The organism is Tsukamurella paurometabola, from assembly GCF_900631615.1.
Taxonomy (GTDB): domain Bacteria; phylum Actinomycetota; class Actinomycetes; order Mycobacteriales; family Mycobacteriaceae; genus Tsukamurella; species Tsukamurella paurometabola_A.
Genome location: NZ_LR131273.1, coordinates 3,429,024 through 3,447,027, shown reverse-complemented (window position 1 = coordinate 3,447,027; position 18,004 = coordinate 3,429,024). Strand labels below are relative to the sequence as shown.

At 71.7% G+C, this 18,004-nt stretch carries 16 protein-coding genes; 3 read left to right on the top strand and 13 right to left on the bottom strand.

The window, feature by feature from the left end; genetic code table 11:
* Positions 1-8 precede the first annotated feature (8 nt).
* Genes ELY19_RS17220 through rapZ form a run of 4 tightly spaced genes read right to left on the bottom strand, consistent with a single transcriptional unit; the run spans position 9 to position 3,576 of the window.
* Positions 9-671, bottom strand: coding sequence for a hypothetical protein (locus ELY19_RS17220; RefSeq protein WP_126197325.1), 663 nt, complete (start codon positions 669-671; stop codon positions 9-11).
* A gap of 47 nt (positions 672-718) precedes the next feature.
* A complete protein-coding gene (gene whiA, locus ELY19_RS17215) occupies positions 719-1,702 on the bottom strand; it encodes a DNA-binding protein WhiA (RefSeq protein ID WP_126197324.1) in 984 nt (327 codons plus the stop codon).
* A 57-nt stretch (positions 1,703-1,759) separates the two neighbouring features.
* The gene (locus ELY19_RS17210; RefSeq protein WP_126197323.1) at positions 1,760-2,722 is read right to left on the bottom strand and encodes a gluconeogenesis factor YvcK family protein; all 963 of its coding nucleotides are present in this window, start codon (positions 2,720-2,722) and stop codon (positions 1,760-1,762) included.
* On the bottom strand, positions 2,719-3,576 hold the full coding sequence (rapZ, locus tag ELY19_RS17205; protein WP_164711730.1) for an RNase adapter RapZ: 858 nt from the start codon (positions 3,574-3,576) through the stop codon (positions 2,719-2,721). The genes ELY19_RS17210 and rapZ overlap by 4 nt, the downstream gene beginning before the upstream one ends.
* Positions 3,577-3,760: 184 nt before the next feature.
* Between rapZ and ELY19_RS17200 the strand changes: the two genes are divergently transcribed.
* The 3 genes from ELY19_RS17200 to ELY19_RS17190 all read left to right on the top strand — a co-directional run bounded on the left by ELY19_RS17200 (position 3,761) and on the right by ELY19_RS17190 (position 6,931).
* Positions 3,761-4,234 (top strand): M15 family metallopeptidase, encoded by a 474-nt coding sequence (locus ELY19_RS17200; RefSeq protein WP_416222711.1) that lies wholly within the window; start codon positions 3,761-3,763, stop codon positions 4,232-4,234.
* 74 nt (positions 4,235-4,308) lie between these two features.
* A complete protein-coding gene (gene ggt / locus ELY19_RS17195; protein WP_126197321.1) occupies positions 4,309-6,279 on the top strand; it encodes a gamma-glutamyltransferase in 1,971 nt (656 codons plus the stop codon).
* A gap of 67 nt (positions 6,280-6,346) precedes the next feature.
* Positions 6,347-6,931 carry a DUF6928 family protein gene (locus ELY19_RS17190; RefSeq protein ID WP_126197320.1) on the top strand — a complete coding sequence of 195 codons (585 nt, stop codon included), beginning with the start codon at positions 6,347-6,349 and terminating at the stop codon, positions 6,929-6,931.
* On the opposite strand, the gene ELY19_RS17185 is transcribed toward ELY19_RS17190, so the two are convergent.
* The 9 genes from ELY19_RS17185 to ELY19_RS17145 all read right to left on the bottom strand — a co-directional run bounded on the left by ELY19_RS17185 (position 6,922) and on the right by ELY19_RS17145 (position 17,891).
* On the bottom strand, positions 6,922-7,983 hold the full coding sequence (locus ELY19_RS17185; RefSeq protein WP_126197319.1) for an ABC transporter ATP-binding protein: 1,062 nt from the start codon (positions 7,981-7,983) through the stop codon (positions 6,922-6,924). The genes ELY19_RS17190 and ELY19_RS17185 overlap by 10 nt on opposite strands.
* On the bottom strand, positions 7,980-9,461 hold the full coding sequence (locus ELY19_RS17180) for an ABC transporter permease (protein WP_227966906.1): 1,482 nt from the start codon (positions 9,459-9,461) through the stop codon (positions 7,980-7,982). Before ELY19_RS17180 ends, ELY19_RS17185 begins: the two co-directional genes overlap by 4 nt.
* A 44-nt stretch (positions 9,462-9,505) precedes the next feature.
* A complete protein-coding gene (locus tag ELY19_RS17175; RefSeq protein ID WP_126197318.1) occupies positions 9,506-10,552 on the bottom strand; it encodes an iron ABC transporter substrate-binding protein in 1,047 nt (348 codons plus the stop codon).
* Between the two features lie 105 nt (positions 10,553-10,657).
* Entirely contained in the window at positions 10,658-11,725 is a 1,068-nt protein-coding gene (locus ELY19_RS17170; RefSeq protein ID WP_126197317.1) for an SLC13 family permease, read from the bottom strand.
* Positions 11,722-13,719: an excinuclease ABC subunit UvrC gene (gene uvrC / locus ELY19_RS17165; protein WP_126197316.1), complete on the bottom strand. Its 1,998-nt coding sequence runs from the start codon at positions 13,717-13,719 to the stop codon at positions 11,722-11,724. The genes ELY19_RS17170 and uvrC overlap by 4 nt, the downstream gene beginning before the upstream one ends.
* A 67-nt stretch (positions 13,720-13,786) precedes the next feature.
* Complete coding sequence (locus tag ELY19_RS17160; RefSeq protein ID WP_227966905.1) at positions 13,787-14,131, bottom strand: hypothetical protein; 345 nt, start codon at positions 14,129-14,131, stop codon at positions 13,787-13,789.
* Positions 14,132-14,196: 65 nt separating this feature from the next.
* Entirely contained in the window at positions 14,197-15,447 is a 1,251-nt protein-coding gene (locus tag ELY19_RS17155; protein ID WP_126197315.1) for a MucR family transcriptional regulator, read from the bottom strand.
* Between the two features lie 58 nt (positions 15,448-15,505).
* Positions 15,506-17,164 carry a long-chain fatty acid--CoA ligase gene (locus ELY19_RS17150; RefSeq protein WP_227966903.1) on the bottom strand — a complete coding sequence of 553 codons (1,659 nt, stop codon included), beginning with the start codon at positions 17,162-17,164 and terminating at the stop codon, positions 15,506-15,508.
* A gap of 64 nt (positions 17,165-17,228) precedes the next feature.
* A complete protein-coding gene (locus ELY19_RS17145; RefSeq protein ID WP_126197314.1) occupies positions 17,229-17,891 on the bottom strand; it encodes a hypothetical protein in 663 nt (220 codons plus the stop codon).
* Between the last annotated feature and the right edge of the window lie 113 nt (positions 17,892-18,004).

The window sequence follows — 18,004 nt, the reverse complement described above, 5'->3', positions numbered from 1 at the left end:
ATGCCCGTTCAGTCGGCTTTCACGTGCCGCCCGACGGTGCGCGAGACGAAGACGCTCGGCGCGCGGTCGTCCGACAGATACACGTGCGCCACCAGGACGAAGATGAACAGGTCCGAGGGCATGGACGTCAGGTCAGCGCCCATGGAGACCCACGCCCCGAGCGTGGCGACGAAGCCGAGCAGGAACAGACCGCGGCCCAACCACCTCGGCGTCCGCGCGGACCACAGCCGCCGGATCGATCTCTTGGTCGGCTCGTTGGTCCCGGCCCGCAGCGCCAGCCATCGCCGCACCAGCCCGATTCCCGCAGTGGCCGCGATGGGCCGCCAGCGACGTACCGCTCGGCGCCGGTGCGCACACCAGTAGAGCCGGCGCACCGACGCCATCAGCGCGTGGCCGTAGATGACGGCCAGCGCGAACAGCTGCACCACGGCCAAGACCGCAGTGACCGACCACACGCTCGTGGTGAACCAGCCCGGCCAGGTGCGGCCGAACCACATTCCGCCCGGCTCACGGATCCGTTGCGCCGCGCTGTGCAGGTCAGGAGCCCACGCAACAGCGAGGGTCATCGCCACCAGGATCAGGAATCCGAGGACCAGGGCGAGATACCAGCGCCAGCCGATGTCGCCGTGCGCGGCCTCCTCGACGCCGGATTGCCCACTCGGATCGTCCACGCCGACGATACTATCCGCTTACGTGGATTCTGAGTGCAGTGTCCTTATCAGCCCTCGTCGAGCATGTCGGCCGTGACGGCGGACTCGGTGTCCGGCACCCCGTCGGCGGCGGCGCGCTTATCCGCCATCGACAGCAGCCGCCGGATCCGCCCCGCGACGGCGTCCTTCGTCATGGGCGGGTCGGCCAGCTGCCCGAGTTCCTCGAGCGAGGCCTGACGATGCTGCACGCGCAGCGAGCCCGCCTGCGCGAGGTGCTCGGGCACGTCCGAACCGAGGATCTCCAGCGCCCGCTCCACGCGCGCCGCGGCGGCGACGGCGGCCCGAGCGGAGCGCCGGAGGTTGGCGTCATCGAAGTTCGCCAGGCGGTTCGCGGTGGCCCGCACCTCGCGCCGCATGCGGCGCTCCTCCCACACGAGCCGCGTGTCGTTGGCACCCATCCGGGTGAGCAGAGCACCGATCGCCTCGCCGTCCCGGACGACCACCCGGTCGGCACCGCGCACCTCGCGGGCCTTGGCGGTCACACCGAGCCTACGCGCACACCCGACGAGGGCGAGCGCGACCTCGGGGCCGGGGCAGGAGACCTCGAGCGCACTCGAACGACCCGGTTCGGTCAGCGAGCCGTGCGCGAGGAAGGCACCGCGCCACGCGGCCTCCGCGTCATGCACGGACCCTCCGACGATCTGCGACGGGAGCCCGACCACGGGGCGTCCACGCATGTCGAGCAGCCCCGTCTGCCGGGCGAGGGCCTCCCCGTCCTTGACCACGCGGACGATGTACCGGGCCGCCTTGCGCAGGCCACCCGCGCTGAGCACGTGCACGTCCGAGTTGTAGCCGTAGAGATCGAGGATCTCCTTGCGGAGCCGACGAGCCGTGATCCCCATGTCGACCTCGGCCTCGACGATCACCCGGCCGCCCTGGATGTGAAGGCCGCCCGCGAAGCGCAGCAACGAGGCGACCTCGGCGCGGCGCGCGCTCACCTGGGTGATGGAGAGCCTGCTCAGCTCGTCCTTGACCTGGGATGTCAGCGCCACAGCTGGACCCTCCTAGGGAAAATATCGACTACATCGGATGGGAAAGGAAAAGGTTGGCTATTCGCGGTCCGAGAGTTCACTGTAGGCCACTTTCGCGATCGCGGCTGCCAGTGCCTCGGGGTCGTGCTGATGCGTCCCGGGCACGCCGACGTCCACGAAGTGGGGCGTCGCACCCAGCAGTGCGGTGGCACGGATGAGGTGCTCGCGCTCGGCGCCCGGGGGCACCGTGCGGGCGTCGACCAGGACGTCGTCGAAGCGCAGCCCGTCCGCGTGCGCGGCCAGCACGTGCAGGTGCCGCTCGGGCGAATAGCCCCCGGTCTCCTCGGGCTCGGGAGCCAGGTTGAGGATCAGCACCCGCCGGGCGTTCGTGCGGCGCAGCGCGTCCACCTGCTCGGGCACGAGGACGTGCGGGATGACGGAGCTGAACCACGATCCCGGGCCCAGCGTCACGACGTCCGCCGCCATGATCGCCTCGACCGCGTCGGCGCACGCCTCCGGATGCGCGGGCAGGAGGCGCACCCGGCGCACCTGCCCCGGCGTGACCGCCACGGCCACCTGTCCCCGGATCACGCGCGACAGCCGCGGGTCGTCCTCGAGTCCGGTCACATCGGCCTCGATCCGCAAGGGCCCCGGCACCATCGGCAGCACACGCCCCTGCACGCCGAACCGGTCGGCGATCGCGTCCAACGCGTCGACCGGGTCACCCAGGACCTCGCACAGCCCGGCGAGGAGCAGGTTCCCGACGGGGTGGCCGGCCATCGCACCGCCGCCACCGAAGCGGTGCTGCAGGATCCCCGCCCAGAACTCCCCGCGGTCGTCGTCGGGCATGAGCGCCGCGAGCGCCATCCGCAGGTCGCCGGGCGGGATGATGCCGAGCTCACTGCGGAGCCGGCCCGAGGATCCGCCGTCGTCGGCGACGGTGACGATCGCCGTGATGTCGGCACCGAGCGCGCGGCCCGCGCGCAGCGTCGCGAACAGTCCGTGGCCCCCTCCGAGGGAGGCGATCTTCGGGCCCGTCATTCGAGCCCCAGATCCCGGTGCGCCGCACGCACTTCGATGCCGGGTCGGCCCGCGAGCCGGCGCACCAGCTCTTCGGTCATGGCGACGCTGCGGTGTTTGCCGCCGGTGCAGCCGATGCCCACGGTGAGGTAGGTCTTGCCCTCGCGCCGGTACCCCGCGAGGAGCGGGTCGAGCAGTTGGGCGTACGTGTCGAGGAAGTCGGAGGCGCCGGGCTGCCCCAGCACGTATCCGGAGACCTCCTCGGTGAGCCCGTTGAGCGGGCGCAGCTCGGGCACCCAGAACGGGTTCGGCAGGAAACGCACGTCGAGCACCATGTCCGCGTCGAGCAGGATGCCGTTCTTGAAGCCGAAGGACTCGACGGTGACGGTGATCGTCCCCGAGCGCAGCGTGCGGAAGGAGTTCTCGATCGTCTCCCGCAGCCGCGCCACCGAGAGGGTGGAGGTATCGAGCACCAGGTCCGCCGTCGAGCGGATGGGCTGCAGGATGCGGCGCTCCGCGGCGATGCCCTCGGCGAGTGTCCCGCTCCCCTGCAGCGGGTGTTTGCGCCGCACCTGCTCGAACCGGCGGATCAGGGTCTCGTCGGACGCGTCGAGGAAGAGCACGCGGGGCTCGATGTCCTTCTCCGCCAGTTCGCGCCGGATGTTCGCGAAGTCGCCGGTGAAGGTGCGACTGCGCACGTCGGTCACGATGCACAGGCGGTGGATCCGCGACTCGTCGGCGAGCGAGATGTCCACCATGTTGCTGATCAGGGCCGGCGGCAGATTGTCGGCGACGTACCAGCCGAGGTCCTCGAGCACCTTGGCCGCGGTGCCACGGCCCGCCCCGGACAGGCCCGTCACCAGGAGCACGTCCATCGGTCCATCGCTGCGGTGTTCGCCGACGGTCCGCTCCTCGGCTCGGTCGTCCGGATTCCCGGTCGGGCGCACGGACCCTCCTCCTGGCTCGTCGGTACGGCTTCAGCCTAGCCATCGCGAACGGTTCTCGCGGTGGTCTCGACCGCCGGTGCTCCCATCCGGCGAACCGCCTAGAGTCGTTCCCGTGTCCCTCCGCCGCACCGCCTCCCTGACCTCCGCCGCGCTCGCCGTGGCCACGTCCGCGCTGGTGGCTCCGGCGGCGTCGGCGGACACGGTGCCCGGCACCGCCGGCCTCGATCCCGCCCTCGCGGAGGCGTACTCGGCGGCGTACCGGGCGGCCGCCGCGAACGGGGTGGTGCTCAGCATCACGTCCGGGAAGCGGTCCCGGGCGCAACAGCAGTGGCTGTGGGAGGACGCGCTCGCGCGGTACGGCTCCCCGCCCGCCGCGCGCCGGTGGGTACTGCCGCCGGACGAGTCGACCCACGTCAGCGGCGAAGCCGTCGACGTCGGCCCGTGGCAGGGCGCGTCGTGGCTGCACGCGACCGGGAACCGGTGGGGCCTGTGCCGCACCTTCGACAACGAGTGGTGGCACTTCGAGCTCGTCACCTCCCCGGGTGGGCAGTGCCCGCCGACCGTGCCCGACGCCGCGCACCGCTGACGTCTCGCCGAACCCTTCGCGCGGCTCACGGGCCGGTGTTAGGTTTCGATGATCCGATTGTCATGGAGGACGCCATGCTCCGTCTCAGGTCGGCGGCCGCAGCCGCACTCGCCATTCCGCTCGCGCTCACCGCGTGCGGCACGTCCGGATCGGACGGCGGGCCGTCCGGCGGACCGTCGTCCGTGACGATCGCGGCGGGCGGCTGCGACGCGACCGGCCCGACCGGGACCATGTACCGGCCCTCGGCGACGGCGAACCCCACCGGGCCCCGGGATATCAGCACCAACCCCGAGGGCGCCTCCGGGTACCGCTCCGGTCTTCCAGTGACGCACACCAAGGACTACGGCGTGGCCACCGCGAATCCCATCGCCACCAAGGCGGCCTGCGAGGTGCTCGAGCAGGGCGGCTCGGCCGCGGACGCGCTCGTGGCCGCGCAGACCGTGCTCGGCCTGGTCGAACCGCAGTCGTCGGGCATCGCCGGCGGCGCGTTCCTGCTGTACTACGACGCGAGGACGAAGAAGGTGCAGGCGTACGACGGTCGCGAGACCGCGCCGGCCGGCGCCGACGAGAACTACCTGCGATGGGTCTCCCCCGACGACCGGACGGAGCCCAAGCCCGACGCGCGGTCGTCCGGCCGCGCGATCGGCGTCCCCGGCGCGCTGCGGCTCCTCGAAGCCGTGCAGGGCGAGCACGGCACGAAGACCTGGCGCGAGCTCTTCGACCCCGCGGTGAAGATCGCCGACGACGGTTTCGAGATCAGCCCCCGCCTGGCGGGCGCCATCGCGGACGAGGCGAAGAACTTCGCGAACGACGCCGACCTGAAGGCCTACTTCCTCGAGCCCGACGGTTCCCCCAAGAAGGCGGGGGTCAAGCTCACCAATCCCGCGTATGCGAAGACCTTGGGCGCCATCGCCTCCGAGGGCGCGAAGGCCTTCTACACCGGACCGATCGCCGAGGCGATCGTCGCCTCCGTCCGCGACACCACCGGCGGCCGCACGGCGGGTGTCATGACCGTCGACGACCTCGCCCGGTACAGCGTGAAGACCCGCGAGGCCGTGTGCACGCCGTACCGCGACCGCGAGCTGTGCGGCATGCCGGCCCCCTCGTCCGGCGGGATCACCGTGGCGCAGGCGCTGGGCATCCTGAACTCGTTCGACCTGTCCGCACTGGGTCCGGACGCGGTACGCAGTGATCCCGGACCCGACGGCGGCATCCCGACCGCGGAGGCGATCCACCTGATCTCCGAGGCCGAGCGCCTCGCGTACGCCGACCGGGACAAGTACATCGCCGATCCCGACTTCATCCCGCTGCCCGGCGGTTCGCCCGCCGCCCTGGTGGATCCCGCATACCTCGAGAGCCGCGCGAAGCTCATCGACCGGAACAAGTCCATGGGTACCGCTAAGCCCGGCGAGTTCGCCACGGCGACACCGGGTGTCACCACCACGCCCGAGCACGGGACGAGTCACATCACGGTGCTGGACAAGGCCGGGAACGTCGCGTCGATGACCACCACGATCGAGTCGGCCTTCGGCTCGTACCACATGGTCGACGGCTTCCTGCTCAACAACCAGCTCACCGACTTCTCCGCGGAGCCGGTCGATTCCGCGGGGCAGCCGGTCGCGAACCGGGTGCAGCCGAACAAGCGCCCGCGCAGCTCGATGTCGCCGACGATCCTCTTCGGCCGCGGCGCGGACGGCGCGCGCGGCGAGGCGATCGGCGCCCTCGGCTCCCCCGGCGGCGCCGTCATCATCCAGTACGTGATCAAGACGATCGTCGGCCTGACCGACTGGAAGCTGAACCCGCAGCAGGCCGTCGGACTCGCCAACTTCGGCGCGGCCAATTCGCCGAAGACCAACGTGGACAGCGCCCATCCGGCGCTGAACACGGACGAGGGCCGCAAGGTCGTCGAGCAGTTGCGCGCGCTCGGACACACCGTGAATCTCGCGCCACAGGTATCCGGGCTGTCGGCGATCGTGAAGCAGGGCGACGTCTACGCGGGCGGCGCCGACCCGCGCCGCGAGGGAGTCGTGCTCGGCGGCAGCTGATCCGAGCCCCGGAACCCACTGGCCCGATCCAAGCGCCGCGCAAGGCATCGCACCTACCATCCTCGGCATGGGAATGAAGTGCAATTTCGTCGTCGCGTGCCGATCCGATCCGGCGGAACGGCTTCGGAACCTGCCACCGCTGGACGTCGACGCGAGCGACGCCTTGGCAACCGCGGTCCTCGGCAAGCGTTCCTGGGGCCGATCGCGCCGATCGCACCGGACAGGTGACCTCTGTGTCGATGTCTACCCCAAGGACGGCGAGATCGCGGTGGCGGTCTACGGCGATCTCGTCATCGTCGCCAGCGAGGACGTGCTGTCCTGGTTCGAGCAGACCGTCGAGGGCTGGGGCGCGGCGCTGATCGACGGCTACGACGCCGACGTGTTCGTACTCCATTCCGTCGTCGACATGGGGTGCTTCGCCGCCTGGCGCGGCGGAGAACTGATCCGGTCGTTCGCCGGCTCGAGTGACGACGGGGTGATCGTCGACGAGGGCCGGAGGCTGCCGTTCGAACGCGACCTCCACGGTGCGGTCGACGATTTCGGTTGGATCACCGAGAACGCCATCCTCGATCGCCTCGGGTACTGCTACGAGGGTCCGTACTCCGCGGACAACATCGATCCCGCGACGGTGCCACTTCTCGTCTACCGCTGAGCCGCAGGTGATTCGAGTATCACAGCCTCTCCCACCACCTGCAGCCGCACCTCGTCGCCCGGAACCGGCAGTTCCGTGCTCGGGTGCCGGATCTCGATGCCCGTACCGTCGCCGAGCGTCAACCCGACGGTGGCGTCCGGCCCGAAGAACTCGACCCGGGTGACGGTGGCGGACACCCCCTCCCCGGCGACCCGGATCTGCTCGGGACGCAGCAGCAGGGGCACCGGGCCGGGCACGGCGGCACCGTCGGCCCCGGCGACGGGGATCCGCCCCAGCACCGTCTCGGCCACGGCGCCGTCGAGCGCACCGTCGACGATGACGACGTCGCCGAGGAACCGGGCGACGACCTCCGACGCTGGCCGCGCGTAGACGCCCGCCGGCGGGCCGACCTGCTCCAGGGCGCCGCCGCGGAGGACGGCGACCTGATCGGCGAAGGAGAGCGCCTCCGCCTGGTCGTGGGTGACGAGCACCGTCGTGATACCCGCGGCGCCGAGCACCTCGGCGACGGCGGCGCGGGTAGCGACGCGCAGTCCCGCGTCGAGCGCGGAGAAGGACTCGTCCAGAAGCATGATCCGCGGGCTCCCGGCGAGCGCTCGCGCCAGCGCGACGCGCTGCTGCTGGCCACCGGACAGTTCATGCGGATAGCGCCGTGCCAACGCGGGATCCAGCGACACCGTCTCCAGGAGCTCCGCGACCCGGCCGGCCGCGGCACGGCGGCGCACCGGCACCGCCGCTCCCATCCCGAAGGCGATGTTGCGGGCGACCGAGAGATGCGGGAACAGCGCGCCGTCCTGCGCGACGTAGCCGACGCCGCGACGGTGCGCGGCGACCCACGCGGTGCCCGAGGCGAGTTCCCGGTCGCCCAACCGGACCGTCCCGGCGTCGGGCCTCGCGAAGCCCGCGACGAGGCGGAGCAACGTGGTCTTGCCCGAGCCGGACGGCCCGACGACGGCGGTGATCGACCCCGCGGGCACTGTGAGGTCGACGTCCCGCAGCACGGTCTCGGCGCCGTAGCGTTTGGTGAGCCCGCGCAGCACGAGTTCGGCGCTCATGCGGTTCCTCTCGTCCGGGTGGTGCGTCCGGCGGCCCGTCGGGACTGGCGGAACAGCAGGTACGTGGTGGGCAGCGAGAGCAGCACCATGGCCAGCGCGTACGGCGCCGCGCCCGCGTAATCGATCTCGCTGCTCTTGGCCCAGAACTCCGTCGCGAGCGTCCGAGTGCCGTTCGGCGCGAGGATCAGGGTCGCGGTCAGCTCGTTGGTGACCGCGAGGAAGACGAGGGCCGCCCCGGCCGCGGAGGCGGGCGCGGTGAGCCGGAGCGTGATCCGCGCGAAAGCGATCGGCGGCGGCGCACCGAGGGCGCGGGCCGCCTCCTCCAGCGAGACCGGCGCCTGAGCGAGGCCCGCCCGCAGGCCCACGGCCGCGCGCGGCAGGAACAGCAGCACGTAGGCGAGGACCAGCACCGTCGCGCTCTGGTACAGGTCGGGAAGCGCGCGGATCGAGACGGTCACCAGTGCCAGGCCGATGACGATGCCCGGCATCGCGCTGCTCACGTACGTCGACGCCTCCAGCGTCCGGGTGATCCGGGTCGGCCGGCGCACGGCGAGGTAGGCGAGCGGGAACGCGGCGGCGACGGTGAGGACGGCGGTCACCGCCCCGTAGCCGAGCGACGTGCCGAGCGCCTCGAGCAGGTCGGCCGGCATCGTCTGCGCGGCACCGCGCACGGTCCAGCGGGCGACGAACCACAGCGGAAGACCGAGGGCGGCACCCACGAGCGCCAGGAGCGCGGCCTGCGCGCCGGCCTGATAGCCGCCCAACGGGATCCGCTCCGGCGTCGCGACGGCACCCGAACCGATCCGGGCGTACCGGGCCCGGCCCCGCGCCGCCACCTCGGCGACGAGCAACAGCAGGCACAGCAGCGCCAGCACGCCGGCGAGCATCGACCCCGCCGCGCCGTTGAAGATCGACTGGTACTGCACCATGATCGCAGTGGTGAAGGTGTCGAACCGGATCATGGCGAAGGCCCCGTACTCGGCGAGCAGGTGGAGCGCCACGAGCACGGCGCCGCCGAGGGCGGAGAGCCGCAACTGCGGGAGCACCACCCGGGCGAAGACGGCCCACCGGCCGAGGCCGAGCGCCGCCGCCGACTCCTCGAGCCCGGGATCGAGCCGGCTCAGCGCAGCCGCGACCGGGATGTAGACCAGCGGGTAGTAGAACAGCACGGAGATGAGCACACCGGACCACAGCCCACCGAGCGACGGGATCGCCGAGACCCAGCCGTAACTGCCGACGAAGGCTGGGATCGCCAGCGGCGCGGCCAGGAGTAGCGACCACACGCGGCGCCCCCACAGCGTGGTCCGCTCGACGAGCCAGGCGCCGCCGACGCCCACGATCACGCTGAGCGGCACCGCGATGGCCGTGAGCAGCACGGTGTTGGTGAGGAGTTCGGCGACGCGGGGCCGGAACACGAGCCGGGCGGATTCCGCCCAGCCCGTGTCGATCGTCGTGTAGACGACGAAGCCCAGCGGCACCGCCGCGACCGCCGCGATGGCGGCGGCCGCGAGGGTGAGCAGCCTCAGAGCAGGCCCGCCTCGGTCATCAAGGTCACGACCTGCGGGCCGTTGAGCTTCGCCGGGTCGACGGTCGGGGCCTGCAGGTCCGCCATCGGGACCAGCTTCGGGTTGGCCGGGACGTCGGAGGCCACCGGGTACTCGAACGACGTGCCCTTCTCCAGCACCTCCTGGCCCGCCTTGGAGGTGATGAACTTCAGCAACTGCTGGGCCTGCGCCTGCTTCTTCGAGGACTTCAGCACGCCACCGCCGGAGATCGAGACGAAGGCGCCCGGGTCCTGGTTCTTGAAGTAGTGGGTGCCCACGTTGCCGGAGTTCTCGCCGGTCTTGGCCTGGTCGCCGTAGAAGTAGTAGTGGTAGATGAGAGCGGTGTCGACCTCGCCGGCGTTGACGGCCTTCATCGCAGCGCCGTTGCCCTTGTACGCCTTCGAGTTCTCCTTCATCGCCCTCAGCCAGTCCTTCGTCGCCTGCTCCCCCTTGAGCTGCAGGTACGCGGAGACGATCGCCTGGAAGTCGGCGCCCGACGGCGAAGCGCTCCAGCGACCCTTCCACTCCGGAGCGGCGAGATCGGCCATCGACTTCGGCAGCTGCTCGGGCGTCACCTTGCGCTTGTCGTAGACCAGCACCGTCGAGCGGGCGGCGATGCCCGTCCACTTGCCCGTGGAGGGCTTGAGTCCGTTCCCGACCTGCGCGAGGGTCGCCGGATCGACGTCGGCGAAGAGGCCCTTGTTCTCGACCTGGGTCATGGCCGGCGAGTTCTCCGTGAGGAAGACGTCGGCGGGCGAGCGGTCCCCCTCGGCGATGATCTGCTGCGCCAGTTCGGAATCCTTGCCCTGCCGGATGGTGACCTTGATGCCGGTCTCCGCGGTGAACTTCTCCACCCACTCCTTGGCGAGGGTGTCGTGCTGGGCGTTGTACAGGGTCAGGTCGCCACCCGCGGCGCCGGAGCTCGACGGTGCCGCACCGTCGCCGCTCGACCCGCAGGCCGTGATCGTGAGGGAGGCCACCGCCACCACTGCGGCGGCCAGTGTGGAGCGCGTGCGCAACGACATCGTCGAATCCTTTTCTTGAGCAACGAAATCACTCACGGCGTCCGCGAGTAAGGCGACGCTACACTAAGTCTCGCGCCGCGGGGCGGGACCGGTTTACCTGACGCGTCAAAGAACCAGAACTGCGACAACGGTCGCGGGAACGGCGAGCACCAGACCGTGCACGGCGAACCGCCCGGCCGAGATCCGCACGCCCGCGCGGGCGCACCGCTCCCGCCACAACAGGGTGGCGAGCGAGGCCCACAGGGTGACGATCGGCGCCACACCGACGCCGATGAGCAACGCCATCAGGCGGAGCGGCTCACCCGCGGCGACCGGCTCGAGGGCCAGGTACGCCGGCAGGTTGTTGACGCCGTTCGCGGCGAGCGCCCCGGCGCCCGCCACGCGCAGCAGGTCCGATGGTGCCGTGCCCGCCCCCGCGACGTCGCGTAGAACGCCCTCGAGCCCGACCGCGAGGAGCAACTGCACCCCGGCGAAGACGGCTCCCAGGATCAGCACCATCCGCCACGGCACCACGATCTCGCGGAGCCGCCGTGGCGACCGGACCGCGAGCGTCGCGACCAGGACGAGGGCCGCCGCCGTCGCCGCGGCGGCGGGCGGCACGCCGAGCACGAACGCCGGGCCCAGCGCCAGGCAGACCCCCGCCGCGATCCGGAACAGGACGCGGTCCGCCGGCGGCTCGTGGTCGGGGATCGCGTACCGTCCGCGCAGGTCGCGGCGGTGCAGCAGCCACAGCACGACGACGGTGACCGCGATCGCCGCGATCGCGGGCCGCCAGGACAACGCGACGTAGGCCCGCACACCGCCGTCCAGGTGATACACCGCGAGCAGGTTGGTCAGGTTCGAGACCGGCAGCAGCAGGGAGGCGGTGTTGGCGAGCCACACCGTGGTCATCGCGAAGGGCAGCGGCGCCAGCCCGAGTCGCGTCGCCGCCGCCAGCACGACGGGGGTCAGCAGCACCGCCGTGGTGTCGAGGCTGAGCACGATCGTCGCCGCGCACGCCGCCGCCACCGTGCACAACCACATGAGCGGCACCCGGCCCCGGCCGAGCCGAGCGGCGAGCACGCCGAGGGCGTCGAAGACGCCGGCCGCCTGCGCGATCTCGGCGACCACGGTGATCGCGAGGAGGAAAACGAGTACGGGCGCGACCTGCGCCGCCACGTCGGCCGCGTTCACGCGCCGTCGGTGCGCAGGCCGTCGAGCACGGTGCGGGCCGTCGTCAGCCCGATTCCCGGCACCTCCACGATCTCCTCCAGGCTGGCCTCGCGGAGCTTGGTGACGGAGCCGAAGTGTTGCAGGAGCGCCGTCTTCCGGGTGTCGCCGAGGCCGGGGATCGCATCCAGCGCGCTCGCCGTCATCCGCTTGGACCGCTTGCTGCGGTGGAAGGAGATCGCGAACCGGTGCGCCTCGTCGCGCACGCGCTGCAGCAGGAACAACGCGTCCGAGCTGCGCGGCAGGATCACCGGGTCCTCGTCACCGGGAACCCACACCTCCTCGAGCCGTTTGGCGAGTCCGACGACGGCCACGTCGGTGACGCCGAGCTCGTCGAGGACCTCCTGTGCCGCGGCGGCCTGCGGCGCACCCCCGTCGACGACGAACAGGTTGGGCGGGTAGGCGAACCGGCGCGGGCGCCCCGTCTGCGGGTCGATCGCCGCCTCCGGCGCGAGGTCTCCCCCGTTGTCACCGGCGGCCTCGTCCGCCGCGTCCTCCCCCTCGGCCTGCCGGGCATCCGCGCGATGCCGCAGGAACCGGCGACGAGTGACCTCGGCGATCGATGCGACGTCGTCGCTGTGGCCGTCGCCCGCGGCCTCCTTGATCCCGTAGTGGCGGTAGTCGGACTTCTTGGCCAGGCCGTCCTCGAAGACGACGAGCGAGGCCACCACGTCGGAGCCCTGGATGTGGCTGATGTCGACGCACTCGATGCGCAGCGGCGCCTCGTCGAGATCCAGCGCGTCCTGCAGCCCCTGCAGGGCGGCCGAGCGGGCGGTGAGATCGCCGGAGCGCTTGAGCTTGTGCTGGTGCAGGGCCTCGACGGCATTACGCTCGACGGTCTCCATGAGCGTGCGCTTGTCGCCGCGCTGCGGGATGCGCAGGGAGACCCGGGCGCCGCGCAGCCCGGTGAGCCAATCCTGCAGCTCGTCCGCATCGTCCGGCAGCACAGGGACGAGGACCTCGCGCGGCACGGGGTTGGCGGCCCCGTCGCCCGACTGCTTCGCGCGCTCGACCTCCTCGCCGTAGAACTGCGTGACGAACTGCTCCAACAGCTCCGCGTGCTCGTTCTGCTCCGCGTCGCCCGGCTTCTCGACGACCCAGCCGCGCTGCCCGCGGACGCGCCCACCGCGCACGTGGAAGATCTGAACGGCCGCCTCGAGCTCGTCGGAGGAGAAGGCGATGACGTCGGCGTCGGTGCCGTCACCCAGGACGACGGCCTGCTTCTCGACGGCCTTGCGCAGGGCCGCGACGTCGTCCCGCAGGCGCGCAGCGCGCTCGAAGTCGAGCTCCTCGCTCGCGCCGAGCATCTCGTTCTCGAGCTGCTTGATGAGGTTGTCGGTCTTGCCGGCGAGGAAGTCGCAGAAGTCCTCGACGATCTGCCGGTGCTCCGCCGCGCTGACCCGTCCGACGCAGGGCGCCGAGCATTTATCGATGTAGCCGAGCAGGCACGGGCGTCCCATCTGGTTGTGCCGCTTGAACACCCCGGCCGAGCAGGTGCGCGCGGGGAAGACTCGCAGGAGCAGGTCGAGCGTCTCGCGGATGGCCCAGGCGTGGCTGTAGGGGCCGAAGTAGCGCACGCCCTTGCGCCGGGGGCCACGGTAGACGTAGAGCCGCGGGTACTCCTCGTTGAGGGTGACCGCGAGCATCGGGTACGTCTTGTCGTCCCGGTAGCGGACGTTGAACTGCGGGTCGAACTCCTTGATCCAGTTGTACTCGAGCTGCAGCGCCTCGACCTCGGTGCTCACGACGGTCCACTCGACGGACGCGGCGGTGGTGACCATCTGGTGGGTCCGCGGGTGCAGGCCGTAGACGTCGGCGAAGTAGGAGTTCAGGCGGCTGCGCAGGGACTTCGCCTTGCCGACGTAGATGACGCGGCCGTGCTTGTCCCGGAACTTGTACACGCCGGGCTGCGTGGGGATGGTGCCCGGTGCGGGACGGTAATTCTGCGGATCGGCCACCCGTCCAGATTAGGACGGGTGGCCGACAGGTTCGGGTGTGGGCGGGCGGCTCGTCGGCCGACGGACGTCAGCCGACGGGGATCCAGATCGGCCCGAGCCAGAAGCCCCAGTGATTGCGGCCCTGGTCCCAGACGGGGGTGTGCCACGCGCCCTGGCGGTATACCGGGCCCGGGCGCCAGTTCGGATTCTGGCCGTTCGAGCGCGGCGCGGCCTGCGGCACCCGGTTCGCCGCGGGGCGGGCCGCCGGAGCGGGCTTCACGGCGGGCGGGCGGCTCCCCTGCCCGGCACTCGGCGTACCGGGCTGCGCGGGGTTCGGCGCGGCCGCCGCGGTGCCGGCGCCGATGGTGGCGAGGCCGCCGAGCACCGTGGCGCCCAGGAGCGTGGATCCGATCATCTTCTTCATCGTTGTCATACGGCGAGCCTGGGCGCCGAACCTGCTCCCGACCCCGGGAGCACCTGGGGATCCGCTGGGACTCCTCAGGCGGTGACGGCGGGGGCCGAGGTGGCGGTCGCCTCGGCACCGTCGGCCTCGGCGGCGTCCGGCTCGGCGGCCCGGAGCGCGCGCCGGGGCGCGCGTGGGCGTAGCGGCAGCATGCTCCGCGCGGCGAGCGCGTCGTCAGCGGCGAGGCCGAACCGCCGCCGGTAGGCCTCCGCGTCGATCCGGTGCGCCACGAGGTGCGGTGTGAGCATCGCCATCCACAGGCCGCAGAGGTGGCACTGCACCCGGTCACCGTCGTCCTCCAGCCGTCCCGCGCGCGACCGGAGGAGGTCCCCCAGGGCGTCGGCGTAGCCGGAATGGGACGCCATCCGGTCCAGAAGCTCGGCGACCCGCTCGTCCGTGGCATCGATCCGGGTGCGGAACTGGGCCGGACTCAGGTGCTCCAGGACGCACCGGCGCAGCTCGAGGAAGTGATCGAGCAGGCCCGCGCGCTCCATGGCGTGCTCGAACGCGGTGCGGGGGGCGGCGTGCCCGTCGTGCTCGGTCCGGGCACCCCAGCGCGCCTGCGCACGGGCCGTGCCCCGTCGCCGGCCGCTGATCCGCCCGTGCGCGGCGACGTGGTTGTCGACGCTCGCGAACCACAGGCCGCACGCGGGGCACTGCTTCAGGGCGCCGCCCGGGGCGTTGACGGCCGACGGGACGGTGAATGCCGCGGGGTCGTGGCTCCAGGCGTCGATGATCGCCACCGTCACCGAGGCGGCGTCGGTGCCCACCCGGTCCGCGAGCCGGCTCGGCCCGAGCCCGTTCGCCGCTGCCCAGTTGGCGGCCTCGGCCCAGCTGCCCCAGGGCGCGTCCGGGGGCAGTTCGGTCAACGGCACCCCCCGGCCGGGCGGTGGAGCGTCCAGCGAGCCTTCCAGGCCCGCGGGAGAGGCACGTGGGCGTGCGGGCCGGGCGCCCTGCCGCGCCGGTTCGACGGTCCGCCGCCTGCTCGCGCGCCGGGGCCGCGGTGCCGCGGCGCGCTGCCGTCCCCGGCGGTGCACGCCGCGGTGCGCCTCGACATCGGAGAACCAGATCCCGCACTCCGGGCACTGCTCGGCGCCCACCGGGGGCACCACCGCGGGGGGAACGGTGAACAGATGCGGGAACCGGAGCCACTCGTCGGCGATGGCCAGCAGCGCGTCGATCCGGGTGACCCCCTCGCGCTGGGCGATCGCGCCCACGCCGAAACCGCCGGCCGCCGCCCAGTTAGCAGCGGCGACCCAGCGCGGATCGTGAGACTGCTCGGGCATGCCTTTCAGAATGCATCATCGTGTCAACCCCGGTGTTCTGACACGCCCGTGCGGGTCCTCAATCATGAACGACGGACAGGTCGCCGGCCGCGTGCCGGGCGCGCAGGACCTTCTTGTCGAACTTGCCCACCGAGGTCTTCGGCACCTCGGCGAGGAACGCCCAATTGTCCGGGATCTGCCACTTCGCGAACTTCGCAGCGAGGTGTTCCCGCAGCTCAGCGATGGTGACCTCCGCGCCCGGTTGGAGGACGACAGCCACGAGGGGGCGCTCGTCCCACTTCGGATCGGGCACCCCGATCGCCACCGCCTCGAGGACCGCGGGGTGCGCCATGACCTCGTTCTCGAGCTCGACGGAACTGATCCACTCGCCGCCCGACTTGATGACGTCCTTCGAGCGGTCGACGAGCGTCACGTAGCCGTCGGCCGTCAATTTACCGATGTCGCCCGTGCGCAGCCAGCCGCCCTCGAACTTGTCGGCCCCGACGGGCTCCGTCCCGGCCGGGCTGTAGTAGCTGCCGGTGACCCAGGGGCCGCGGACCTGCACCTCGCCCTGCGTCACGCCGTCGGCCGGGACCACGGCACCGAGATCGTCCACGAGGCGGCCCTGGACGCCGGGCAGGAACCGCCCCTGCGTGTTCCGGTAGGCCCAGGCGTCCTCGCCCGTCACTCCGCGGGGCGGCCAGGCGATGCTGGCGAGCGGCGAGGTCTCCGTCATGCCCCAGGCCTGCACGATCTGCACGCCGTGCCGGTCGAGGGCCTTGGCGAGGCTGAGCGGCACCGCCGATCCGCCGCACGCGATGTGCCGCAGATGGCTGATGTCCTGCGGGTTCGCCTCCAGGTGGTTGACGATGCCGATCCACACCGCGGGCACCGCGGCCGAGATCGTGGGCCTCTCCTCCGCGAGCAGGCGGGCCATCGGCTCCGGCTGCAGGTACCGGTCCGGCAGGATCAGCGACGCGCCCGACATGAGCGCCCCGAACGGCGTGCCCCAGCTCATCGCGTGGAACATCGGCACGATCGGCAGCACGGTGTCGTTCGGCCCCATGCCCAGGCCGTAGCTCGCGCAGACCGCGGTGGAGTGCAGCCAGATGCTGCGGTGGCTGTACATGACGCCCTTGGGGTCGCCCGTCGTGCCGGAGGTGTAGCAGGCGGCCGCCGCGGCGCGCTCGTCGATCTCGGGCCAGTCGTACGCGTCGGCCTGCGCGTCGAGCAGGTCGCGGTAGTCGTGCAGCTGCACACCGGACGGCGCCTCGACCTCGTCCTTGTTCCCGTCCACGACGATGACGTGCTCGATCGTGGTCATCCCGCCAATCGCGGCGTTGAGCTGCGGGATCAGGCTGCCGTCGGTGATGATCACGCGATCCGCGGCGTGATTGGCGATGTAGGTGATCTGGTCCGGGAACAGCCGGATGTTGATGGTGTGCAGCACGCTGCCCATCGCGGGGATCGCGACGTAGGCCGTCATGTGCTCGTTGTTGTTCCACTGGAAGGTGCCCACCCGGTCGCCCGGGACCACACCGAGTGCCGTGAGCGCGTTCGCGAGGCGGGCGGCTTCGCGCCCCATCTCGCCGAAGCTCATCCGGGTGGTCTTCTCGGGTGTCCACGTGGCGACCTCGGCCGCGTCGGCGTACCAGGTGGTGGCGTGGCGCAGCAGCGTCGCCAGCGAGAGCTGCTCGTCTTGCATCGTCGACAACAGAGGCAGGATCGGTTCAGGCATGGACCATACGTACCCCACACCCGACGATGCGGTGTCCCGTTTCGCCGAGCCCGTACGCCCGGGCTCACGCGACCGACCTGACCAGTTGCAGGTCGAGGTGCGCGCCCAGTGCGGCCGGGTGTTCCCGACGGTCCGCCGGGCGCCAGTCGTCGAGGATCACCCGGACCGCCCAGCCGGTGAACTGCCCGCTGTGTTGATCGAACCCGGTGGGCTGCGACACCTCCAGGTGGACCGCGTCCCCGTCCGCGCGGTAGAGGAAGACCCACGTGCCGGCGAGCGCACCGTCGAACCGAGGGACCGGGCACAGCTCGGAGAGGGGGAACAGCACCTCGTCCGGCTGGAACGAATCCGCCGTGGCGGCGCCCTTGCGGCGGACGGTGTGCGGCCCGAACGCGAACTCCGGGTTCCCGGTCGCGACGTCACCGCTCATCACGGTGAGCGTGCGGCCGCTGGCGAGGTGCCGGCTGACGGGCTGCCCGCGCCGCTCCCCGGGGATCCATTCCCCCGACTCGGCGAGCCCGCGGCGTACCGCCGAGACGACACTGATCCAGCGGACGATCCCGGACGCCATCGGCGGTGCGAAGCCGTCGAGCCCGGCGGCGGCGGCTTCCCCGGCCGCGATCGAGGCGTACAGGTCCGCGAGATCGATGCCGAGCGTGCGCAGGAAGGGCCCGGCCTTCTCCGGAGGGACGATCAGCGCTGCGGGCAGCGCGTGCAGATCGGTCACGGTGTCTCCCTTCGACGGTGCCCGCACCGTATCGCCGGGGTGTGACAGGAATCGGGTTCGCAGCGGACTCCCAGCGACTTCGACGACGCCGGGGCGGATCGGTGGTTAGCGTT